This is a genomic window from Mesorhizobium sp. P2_E6, assembly GCF_056403835.1.
The window spans coordinates 510,943-521,570 of record NZ_JBFUEQ010000005.1; the positions used below are offsets into that span (position 1 = coordinate 510,943).

General features: G+C 63.7%; 9 protein-coding genes. 7 read left to right on the forward strand and 2 right to left on the reverse strand.

The window, feature by feature from the left end:
* Positions 1 to 51: 51 nt before the first annotated feature.
* The 4 genes from pal to ftsH all read left to right on the forward strand — a co-directional run bounded on the left by pal (position 52) and on the right by ftsH (position 5,338).
* Positions 52 to 558, forward strand: a complete 507-nt coding sequence (pal, locus tag AC1D08_RS15900; protein ID WP_095089511.1) for a peptidoglycan-associated lipoprotein Pal — start codon at positions 52 to 54, stop codon at positions 556 to 558.
* Between the two features lie 224 nt (positions 559 to 782).
* Entirely contained in the window at positions 783 to 1,853 is a 1,071-nt protein-coding gene (gene ybgF / locus AC1D08_RS15905) for a tol-pal system protein YbgF (protein WP_477423532.1), read from the forward strand.
* A gap of 58 nt (positions 1,854 to 1,911) precedes the next feature.
* On the forward strand, positions 1,912 to 3,282 hold the full coding sequence (tilS, locus tag AC1D08_RS15910; protein WP_457152491.1) for a tRNA lysidine(34) synthetase TilS: 1,371 nt from the start codon (positions 1,912 to 1,914) through the stop codon (positions 3,280 to 3,282).
* Positions 3,283 to 3,409: 127 nt separating this feature from the next.
* A complete protein-coding gene (gene ftsH / locus AC1D08_RS15915; protein WP_095089505.1) occupies positions 3,410 to 5,338 on the forward strand; it encodes an ATP-dependent zinc metalloprotease FtsH in 1,929 nt (642 codons plus the stop codon).
* A gap of 70 nt (positions 5,339 to 5,408) precedes the next feature.
* Here the strand turns inward: ftsH and AC1D08_RS15920 are convergent, their stop codons facing one another.
* Positions 5,409 to 5,777 carry a winged helix-turn-helix transcriptional regulator gene (locus AC1D08_RS15920; protein WP_477423534.1) on the reverse strand — a complete coding sequence of 123 codons (369 nt, stop codon included), beginning with the start codon at positions 5,775 to 5,777 and terminating at the stop codon, positions 5,409 to 5,411.
* Positions 5,778 to 5,961: 184 nt separating this feature from the next.
* Between AC1D08_RS15920 and AC1D08_RS15925 the strand changes: the two genes are divergently transcribed.
* Positions 5,962 to 6,726, forward strand: a complete 765-nt coding sequence (locus AC1D08_RS15925) for an SDR family oxidoreductase (protein ID WP_457152486.1) — start codon at positions 5,962 to 5,964, stop codon at positions 6,724 to 6,726.
* A complete protein-coding gene (locus tag AC1D08_RS15930) occupies positions 6,723 to 7,643 on the forward strand; it encodes an NAD(P)-dependent oxidoreductase (RefSeq protein WP_477227695.1) in 921 nt (306 codons plus the stop codon). Before AC1D08_RS15925 ends, AC1D08_RS15930 begins: the two co-directional genes overlap by 4 nt.
* Before the next feature lie 65 nt (positions 7,644 to 7,708).
* Here the strand turns inward: AC1D08_RS15930 and AC1D08_RS15935 are convergent, their stop codons facing one another.
* Entirely contained in the window at positions 7,709 to 8,548 is an 840-nt protein-coding gene (locus AC1D08_RS15935) for a hypothetical protein (protein WP_457152488.1), read from the reverse strand.
* 368 nt (positions 8,549 to 8,916) lie between these two features.
* Between AC1D08_RS15935 and glmM the strand changes: the two genes are divergently transcribed.
* Positions 8,917 to 10,269: a phosphoglucosamine mutase gene (glmM, locus tag AC1D08_RS15940; RefSeq protein WP_184872352.1), complete on the forward strand. Its 1,353-nt coding sequence runs from the start codon at positions 8,917 to 8,919 to the stop codon at positions 10,267 to 10,269.
* Positions 10,270 to 10,628: the final 359 nt, after the last annotated feature.

Here is a 10,628-nt window from a genome sequence, read left to right on the forward strand (position 1 = left end):
GTGGTTACTGGGTGATCAACGAAATCACTCGAAATGCGAAGGAGAGGCGGCATGGGCCGTATCGCAGCACTTACCAGAAATCCGGTCATGATCGCGCTGGTGGCGATGCTCGCCATCGCCGGTTGCGCCTCGAAGAAGACGCCTAACAATGCCGCCGACCTTGGCCTCAACGGCGCCGGCGCGGCAACGCCCGGCTCGGCGAAGGACTTTACCGTCAACATCGGCGACCGCATCTTCTTCGATACGGACTCGACCTCGATCCGTGCCGATGCGCAGACGACGCTTTCGCGCCAGGCGCAGTGGCTGAACCAGTACAAGCAGTATGCCATCGTCATCGAAGGCCATGCCGATGAGCGCGGCACGCGCGAGTACAATCTGGCGCTCGGCGCCCGCCGCGCCGCCGCCACCCGCGACTTCCTCGTCGCAAAGGGCGTTTCGGCGAGCCGCCTGAAGACGATTTCCTACGGCAAGGAGCGTCCGGTCGCGGTGTGCGACGACATCTCCTGCTGGTCGCAGAATCGCCGCGCGGTCACCACGCTCAGCGGCGCCGGTTCCTGAGCCTTCGTGCTGCCGACCCGAGCGTCAAGGAGGCGCTACGGTCTAGCGGCAAAAATGCCACACACCCTTGCGAAAGGCGGCCCCAGGGCCGCCTTTTTCATATCCGGATGCCCGAAACAAAATTTGGCCGAAGTCTCGGCTCCTGCTATGAGCCGAGGGCGCTTGGCTGGTCCCACTCTGATTGGAAGGCGCGAACAAGCTAACGAAATCACGGCGAGAGGCACATGCATTTGAGATCGGTTCTAAGCGGCACCCTTGCGCTGTTGCTCCTATCAGGCGTCACGGCTCTGGCGGGCACAGGGCAATCGACCGACAGCGGCTTTTCCTTCCATCTGCCCAGCATCGAATTGCCCGGCATTTTCGGCCAGAAGAAGAAACCGGATCAGGTTCAGCTGGTGCAGTCCGACGGTACCGCCGTGACCGGGCTGGAAGAGCAGCTGCGGCAGATGAACGGCAAGATCGAGGAACTCAATTTCCAGGTCCTGCAGATGCAGGAGCAGATCCGCAAGCAGCAGGAAGACAACGAGTTCCGCTTCCAGCAGCTTGAAGGCGGCACGCAAGGCGGGCAGCCGCCGGCACAGAAGAAATCGGACGCCACCACGACGGATACCAACACCGATGTGGCAGCGGCTCCGGCAACGCAGGCGCCGGCCGATGCGGGCACCGCGCCCGCCGCCGGCCAGGAGGTCATCGTCGAATCGCCCAATGGCGACCCCGGCAAGGTGATTCCAGGAACGGGAGCGCCGGAAAAGACTTTCGGCACCATCACTGTCGACAAGAACGGCAATGTCATCGATGCCGGCGGCAGCACCCAGGCGACCGCGCCGGTGCAGGACACCGCGCCAGCCAGCGGCGCTCCGGCCAAGGCCGGCAAGTCCGACGGCACGGTGGTGGCGGCATTGCCCGCCACCAACGACCCCGAGGAACTCTACCGCAACTCCTATCAGTTCATCCTCTCGGGCGACTACAGCACCGCCGAGCAGGGTTTTCGCGATCACATCTCCCGCTTCCCCAAGGATGCGAAGGCGGCGGATGCGCATTACTGGCTTGGCGAGTCTTTGCTCGGCCAGCAGAAATATCGCGACGCGGCCGAGACTTTCCTCTCCGCCAGCAAGGACTATCCCAAGGCCAAGAAAGCTCCCGACATGTTGTTGAAGCTCGGCGTGTCGCTGGTCGGCCTGAAGCAGCATGACGTGGCCTGCGCCACCTTCAGCGAGATCGGCAAGCGCTACCCCGACATCTCCGGCGCGCTCAAGGAACGCGTCAAGCAGGAAAAGGCGCTGGCGGCGTGCTGATCCTTTCCGTGCATGTCGTTGCCCCGAAACCGGGACCATCTTTGGGCGACATGCATTGATGCTCGATATCGAGCCTGACCTCTCGAAGAGCCTTTTTTCGCATATCGATTTTACCAGCGGCGCCGTTGCGGCCGTGTCCGGCGGCAGCGACTCGACCGCCCTGCTCCTCCTTCTCAAACACCATCTCGACCGCACTGCGCCGGCAACGAAGCTGCTGGCAGTGACGATCGACCACGATTTGCGGCCCGGTTCGGCAGCGGAAGCGCAGGGGATGGCGAAGCTGTGCGCCACGCACGCAATTGCGCATCGCATCCTGAAATGGTCCGGCCCCAAGCCGTTGACCGGTCTGCCCGCCGCGGCCCGGGAAGCGCGTTACCGGCTGCTGGCCGAGGCGGCACTGGCGCAAGGCATCGGCCTGATCCTGACCGGCCATACCGCCGACGACCAGGCGGAAACGGTATTGATGCGGCAGGTCCGTGATGAGGGCGGGAGCCATGCCGACACGGCGGGCCGCGGGCTTGCCGGCATGGCGCCGGCCACCTTGTATGACTGGCGCAGCTGGATCGTGCGGCCGCTTCTCGGCACGCGACGCGCGGCGTTGCGCGACGTCCTGCGGCGGCAACATGTCGACTGGGCCGATGACCCGACCAATGTCGACGAGGCTTTCGAGCGGCCGCGCCTGCGCGCTAGGCTCGCCGACGGCGACGGCGTGCAGCGCATCGACGATGCGCTGGCGCTGGCCGCGCATGAGGGCAACGCGCGCCGGCAGCTTGGCCTGGCTGCCGCTGACCTGATCCACCGTTTCGCGACCCAGCCGGCGGCCGCGCTCATTCGTCTTGATCCTGGCTTGCTGAACGCCGGGGAGGAGCAGGCGGCCGTCTACGCACTGCGCCTTCTGCTGGCCACGACCGGCGGGATTGCCTTTCTGCCGGACCAGGCCCGCAGCGAGGCGCTGTTTGGCCGGCTGAAGGCCGGATTTCTTTGCGCCACATTGTCGCGGACGGTGGTCGATTCCCGGCGCGCCGGCATCTTCCTGCACCGCGAGGCGCGCGGCCTGCCGCCCGCCGCCGCAGTCACCGAGGGCACCCTCTGGGATGGCCGCCGGCGCATCACATTGAACGACAGCAGCGGCGCATTGTTGATCGCCCCGTTCGGCGCAGCAGCAAAGCGGCCGCCGATCGGCGAGGGGCAAACCCCGCCAAGCCTGATGCGCGCCGCGCTCGCCGCCGAGCCGGCGCTATGGCGAGCCGGTGAATGCTTGGGTTTGCCGGGGAGCATCCGGGCCCCTGCTGTGGTCGAGGCACGGCCGGCCGTTGCCCCCTTTGCCCGCTTCCTGCCGTCCTTCGACCTGGCACCGGCGCGGGCCGTCGCCAGGCTGATTGGCGCGGCCCCGCTTCCCGCCTTGCCTTTCAGTGGCCACAGTGCCTGACGATGTTGGGCGAAAGCTTAACCCAGACCTGCTGTTCTGCTTGGCAAGGGGAGGCGCTCTCCCTATGTTAGGCGCAAGTTTCCTCTCATGACGTGTGTCCGACGCGCGGACGCCAACGGGACAATTGATGAATCCGAACTATCGCAACCTCGCGCTCTGGGCGATCATAGCGGTCTTGCTCATCGCCCTGTTCAATCTGTTCCAGACGCCGCAGACGCGAGGGGCTTCCAGCGATGTGCCTTATTCGCAGTTCCTGCAGGACGTCGCGGCGGGCCGGGTCAAGACGGTGACCATTGCGGGCGCTCGCATCACCGGCACCTACACCGACAATGCCAGCGGCTTCCAGACCTATTCGCCCGGCGATCCGTCGCTGGTCTCGCGGCTGCAGGACAAGAACGTCACCATCAATGCGCGGCCTGAGAGCGACGGTTCCAATTCGCTGTTCGGCTATCTGATTTCGTGGCTGCCGATGATCCTCATCCTCGGCGTCTGGATATTCTTCATGCGCCAGATGCAGTCCGGCTCCGGACGAGCCATGGGGTTCGGCAAGTCGAAGGCCAAGCTGTTGACTGAGGCGCATGGCCGCGTCACCTTCCAGGATGTTGCCGGCGTCGATGAAGCCAAGGAAGACCTGGAAGAGATCGTCGAGTTCCTGCGCGATCCGCAGAAGTTCCAGCGGCTCGGCGGCAAGATTCCGCGCGGCGTGCTGCTTGTCGGCCCTCCGGGAACCGGCAAGACGCTGCTCGCCCGCTCGGTTGCCGGCGAAGCCAATGTGCCGTTCTTCACCATCTCCGGTTCGGACTTCGTCGAGATGTTCGTCGGCGTCGGCGCCAGCCGCGTCCGCGACATGTTCGACCAGGCCAAGAAGAACGCGCCCTGCATCATCTTCATCGACGAAATCGATGCCGTCGGCCGCCATCGCGGCGCCGGTCTCGGCGGCGGCAATGACGAGCGCGAGCAGACGCTGAACCAGCTGCTGGTCGAGATGGACGGCTTCGAGTCCAACGAAAGCATCATCCTGATCGCCGCCACCAACCGGCCCGACGTGCTCGACCCAGCGCTGTTGCGGCCGGGCCGCTTCGACCGCCAGGTGGTGGTGCCGAACCCCGACATCGTCGGCCGCGAAAAGATCCTCAAGGTGCATGTGCGCAACGTGCCTCTGGCACCGAATGTCGACCTCAAGGTCGTCGCTCGCGGTACGCCGGGCTTCTCCGGCGCCGACCTGATGAACCTCGTCAACGAATCGGCGCTGATGGCCGCTCGGCGCAACAAGCGCCTGGTGACGATGGCCGAGTTCGAGGACGCCAAGGACAAGATCATGATGGGCGCCGAGCGTCGCTCGTCGGCGATGACCCAGGCCGAGAAGGCGCTGACCGCCTATCACGAGGCCGGCCACGCCATCCTGGCGCTCAACGTGCCGTCGGCCGATCCGCTGCACAAGGCCACCATCATCCCGCGTGGCCGGGCGCTCGGCATGGTCATGCAGTTGCCGGAAGGCGACCGCTACTCGATGAGCTACAAATACATGATCTCGCGGCTCGCCATCATGATGGGCGGCCGTGTCGCCGAGGAGTTCAAGTTCGGCAAGGAAAACATCACCTCGGGCGCCTCCTCGGACATCGAGCAGGCGACCAAGCTGGCGCGCGCCATGGTCACGCGCTGGGGCTTTTCCGACAAGCTCGGCCACGTCGCCTATGGCGACAACCAGGAGGAAGTGTTCCTCGGCCATTCGGTGGCGCGTACGCAAAACGTCTCGGAAGAGACCGCGCAGATCATCGACGCCGAAGTGCGCCGCCTGATCGACGAGGCCTATTCGACGGCAAAATCCATCCTGACCAAGAAGAAGAAGGAATGGATTGCACTGGCGGAAGGGCTGCTCGAATACGAGACGCTGTCGGGCGAAGAGATCAAGCAGTTGATCGCCGGGCAGAAGCCTTCGCGCGACCTTGGCGACGACACGCCGCCCAGCCGTGGGTCGGCGGTGCCGAAGTCCGGTGGCCGGCGCAAGAAGGGGCCGGAGCCCGAAGGCGGCATGGAACCGCAGCCGTCAAGCTGACAGGGGCCACTGATTTTTGAGAAACAAACGCCGCGGCTTCAACCCGCGGCGTTTTGCTGTTCGGCGTTGGTCACAGGCCGTGCGGCGCGAGCGCGCTTGCCTTGCCGTGGCCTTGCCCGTCGGACCGGCCGGCATGTTGCTTGCCCCATCTGGCGAGCGGGATCAGGGCATTGTCCAGCTCGATACCGAATTCGGTGATCGAGTATTCGACCCGGGGCGGATCTTCGGGGAAGACCTCGCGGTGGACGATGCCGTCGGCCTCCATTTCGCGCAGCTGCTGGATCAGCATCTTTTCACTGATGTCGGGCACCAGGCGCTTCAGTTCACCGAAGCGCGCCGGCGCCTTGTGGATCTGCCAGAGTAGCAAAGCTTTCCATTTGCCGCCGATCACCTCCAGCGCCGGTCCCAATCCGCAACTATCTGGCTGTTTCTTTCCCATATTTCATCCAATTCTGAGCAATCGGTGGGTGGCTTACATTTTTGTCGGTACTTGAGAAAAACCAAGCCGGTCCATAACTTCAAACCAGATCGCCGGCACCGGCAAACAGCACAACAACATATCGGTACCTTGCTTCGGCCTGCAAAGGCCGTCGGTGGTCGAATTTTGGCGAAAGGGATGGATCATGACACGATACGCAAACAAGAAGGCCGTGGTGATCGGCGGAACGCACGGCATGGGGCTTGCCGTGGCGGAGGCGCTGGTCGAAGGCGGCGCCAACGTGCTGGTCACCGGCCGCGATCACCGCAACATCGAAGCCGCCCGCGCGAAGTTGTTTTCGCGCGCCCATGTCGTGCAGTCGGACATCGGCGACATGGCCGATATCGTCACGCTCGGGGCCGAAGTGGGCCAGAAGCTCGGCCAGATCGACTTCCTTCACATCAATGCCGGGGTTGCCAATCTCGAGCCGGTGGAGCGGGTCACCGAGGACAGCTACGACCGCATCTTCAGCGTCAACACGAAAGGCGCCTTCTTCACCGCACAGCGCCTGTTGCCGCTGATCAAGGATGGTGGTGCGATCGTCTTCACCTCATCGATCGCCGATGAATCCGGCAACGGCGGAATGAGCGTCTATTCCGGGTCGAAGGCAGCACTTCGCGCTTTCGCCAAGGTCCTCGCCGCCGAGCTCCTGCCGCGCCGGATCCGCGTGAATGTGGTCAGCCCCGGCTTCATCGATACGCCGACAATGGGCGTGGCGAGCGCTTCCGCCGAGGAGCGGGCGGCCTTCATGGCGATTGGCGACGCGGTCACGCCTATGAGGCGTCACGGCACCATCGATGAGGTGGCGCATGCGGTGCTGTTCCTGGCTTTCGACGCAACCTTCACCACAGGCGCGCGACTGACCGTCGATGGCGGACTTGGCCAGGACCTGAGCCCCTTGCCGGTGTGACCTGGCAAACCCGAACCACGGAGAGACACAAGATGAGCGATATGACCGTAATCGGCCTTGGCGCCATGGGCACGGCTCTCACCGAGGCCTTCCTCGACAAAGGCCATGTGGTGACCGTGTGGAACCGTTCTCCAGCAAAGGCGCACGCTTTGGCGGCCAAGGGTGCTGTCGTGGCTGCCAGCGTCGAGGAGGCCGTCAGGTCGAGCCCGCTGATCGTGGTGTGTCTTCTCGTCTACGACACGGTCCACGAGGCCCTTGCTCCCGCGCGGGAAGCGCTGTCTGGCCGCACACTGGTCAATCTCACCAACGGCACGCCCGAGCAGGCGCGGGCGATGTCGCAGTGGGCCCTCACGCACGGCGCCAACTATGTCGATGGCGGCATCATGGCGGTGCCGCCGATGATCGGCGGGCGGCACGCCCTAGTCCTCTACAGCGGCTCCAAGCAGGGGTTCGACATGCACTCGGAACAACTCGATGCGCTCGGCACCAGCAAATATCTGGGCGAAGATGCCGGCCTGGCGCCGCTTCACGATATCGCGCTGCTGGCGGGCATGTATGGCCTGTTCGGGGGTGTGATCCAAGCGCTGGCGCTGACGGGATCGGCGGGAATTCCAGCCGGTGTATTCATGCCGCTGCTGACGTCATGGCTGCAAGCGATGCAAGGTGGGTTGCCAAAATGGGCCGAGCAGATCGACGCCGGCGACCACACCAGCAATGTCGCCTCCAATCTCGGCATGCAGGCCGAGGCCTATGTCAATCTGATCGATGCCAGCAAGGCCGCAGGCATCAGCACCGAACTCATGCTGCCGATGCAAGGCCTGATGAAGCGCGGCGTGGCGGCCGGCAAGGCTAGCGCCGATCTCACCAGCCTGGTCGAGCTTCTGCAGTCACAGAACAGGTCGATTGAGACTGTTTGAACGCAACAAAAGGCCCGCGAAGCTGATGCCTCGCGGGCCTTTGTGTTTGTCTGGCTATATGGCGCTCAGGTCTTCAGCTTGGCGTTGCAGAGGCTGTAGAAGCCGCCGCCCTTCTGGATCCACTTGAGGCCGCCAAGCGCGTTCGCGTCCTTGAGGGCATAGTACTGGTCGAGACAGGTATGCATGCGGCCCTTTCCGGGGGTCTCGCTGGCGTATTTCGGCGAGATAGCCGACGGGAAAGTGACGCCCTTCGGTGCAGCCGTCGTCGGCTTTGCCGGCTCTTTGGTGTAGTTTGCCTCACTCGGAGCCGGCACCGTGTCGTCATCCGACGCGGCGGCACCGCATTCGGTCTTGCGGAAGTCGTTCCACTTCATGCCTTTCAGCGTGTTGGCCGTCTTGGCAGCCTGATACTTGGTGCTGCATTCGGCCATGGTTAGACCCTTGCTGTCGGCGGGAGCCGCGGCAGCCTTGGTGGTTGCCGGCTTGGTGTCGGCGGCGGCTGATGCGCCGGCGGCGCACTCGGCCTTGCGGAAGTCGTTCCACTTCATGCCGTTCAGGGTGCCGGCAGCCTTCGCCGCCTGGTACTTGGCGCTGCATTCCTTTGCCGTCAGGCCCTTGGCGGTGCTGTCGGTTGCCGCGGCGGTGGTCGTCTTGGCTGCCTTGGCCGGCTTCGTTTCAGCTGCCTTCTTGGTGTCGGCTGGCTTGGTATCGGTTGTCGCGGCGGCATCGGTGCCGCATTGCGCCTTGCGGAACTGGTTCCAGGTCGCTCCGGCGAGTGTCCCCGCGTCCTTGGCGGCGTTATACTTCGTGCTGCACTCGGCCATCGTCAGCGCGTTGGCTGGCGAAGCCAGGAACAAGGTCGCGACGGCGAGGCCGGTCAAAGTGGCAAGTCGGTGGATGAGCATAGCGTTTCTCCGTTGCAGCAGCCCATGATACGTCCCTGCAAATCAATAACGCTCAACGGTCGGTTGCGCCAGATGCTAAGTGGCGTATATACCGCCCAAAGCTGGCTCCTCCCGATAAGGTGATGAAATTGTTGCCTGTTGCTGGATTGCGAGCAAGATTTTTCCAGGTGCATCCGCGCTGAAATGCTCGCATGACTGGTATAGTGCAGCGTGGCAGTCTCAGCAATTGGGTTGCAGTCATGCTGTGTGCAGTGCACAACAATGATTTTCTAAGGATTGGTAACATACAATCACACAATGTGATCATGGCGCCCTGGCCAATTGTGGCATGACGTGCCGGCAAAGAACTGTCGAGGAATCTGGTAAGCATGGCAGGGAATTATTTCGGCACGGACGGCATTCGCGGGCGCGCCAACAAATTTCCGATGACCGCTGAAATCGCGATGCGGGTCGGCATGGCCGCCGGCCTCTCGTTCCAGCGCGGCAGTCATCGTCATCGCGTCGTGCTCGGCAAGGATACCAGGCTTTCGGGTTACATGATCGAGAATGCGATGGTGTCCGGCCTGTGCGCAGCCGGCATGGACGTGTTCCTCCTCGGCCCGATCCCGACGCCAGCCGTCGCCATGCTGGTGCGTTCGCTGCGTGCCGATATCGGCGTCATGATCTCGGCCTCGCACAATCCCTACTACGACAACGGCATCAAGCTGTTCGGCCCCGACGGCTACAAGCTCTCCGACGAGATCGAAGAGCGCATCGAGGGCATGCTCGACAAGGACATCGAACTGACGCTCGCGGATTCAGACGGGCTTGGCCGCGCCAAGCGCGTCGACGGCGTGCATGACCGCTACATCGAATTCGCCAAACGCACCTTGCCGCGCTCGATGTCGCTTTCGGGCCTCAGGATCGTCGTCGACTGCGCCAATGGCGCCGCCTACAAGGTGGCGCCCGAGGCACTGTGGGAACTGGGTGCCGAAGTCGTCGCCATCAATGTCGAACCCAACGGCTTCAACATCAACAAGGAATGCGGTTCGACCCATCCCGCGGGTCTGCAGAAGAAAGTGCACGAAGTGCGCGCCGACATCGGCATCGCGCTCGACGGCGATGCCGACCGTGTGGTCATTGTCGATGAGAACGGGGCGATCGTCGATGGCGATCAGATCATGGCGCTAATCGCCGAATCCTGGCACCAGAGCGGGCGGCTTGCCGGCGGCGGCGTCGTGTCGACGGTCATGTCCAATCTCGGCCTCGAACGTTTCCTCGGCGACATGAAGCTGCAATTGCACCGCACCAAGGTCGGCGACCGCTATGTCGTGGAGCATATGCGCGCGCATGGGCTCAATGTCGGCGGCGAACAGTCGGGCCATATCGTGCTGTCGGATTTCTCGACCACCGGCGACGGCCTCGTTTCGGCGCTGCAGGTGCTGGCCTGCATCAAACGGCAGGGTCGGCCGGTCAGCGAGCTGTCGAAGAAATTCGAACCGGTGCCGCAGCTTCTAAAGAACGTCCATATTTCCGGCGGCAAGCCCCTCGAGGAAGCGCCCGTCAAGGCAGCCATCGAGGACGCCCGTCACCGCCTGGGCAAGGCCGGGCGGTTGGTCATCCGGCCATCCGGCACCGAGCCGCTGATCCGCGTCATGGCCGAGGGCGACGACCCGCAACTGGTCGAGGCCGTCGTCAACGACATCGTCGAAGTCATCTCGGAAACACGCAGCGCCGCCTGATCCTAGCGCGCCCGAAGGGCGTCGCGCCCAGCGCGCCCGAAGGGCGTCGCCAAGCGCCCACGCAGGCGTCGCGCCTCAGCATATCCACCCGCAAAAAAGGCCCGCCCTTCTGGCGGGCTTCTCTTTTGGGGCTGGGTTTGTCAAGCAAAGGGATCCTCACCGTGGCATACCATGCGCGGCGTTGGTCGTGGTGTTGACGGCTGATGCGTAAACGGCTTCGATGCGCCGGAGATGATGAGTGCCCGCCAGGGGTCTGGCTTCTCTTCGAAGTCGGCGCGCGACCGCTCCATGATCGGGTCGGATGGAGAGGCATCTCAATCTTTTTACCGAAACTGTCAGTCTGACCTGACKTCCAAGCC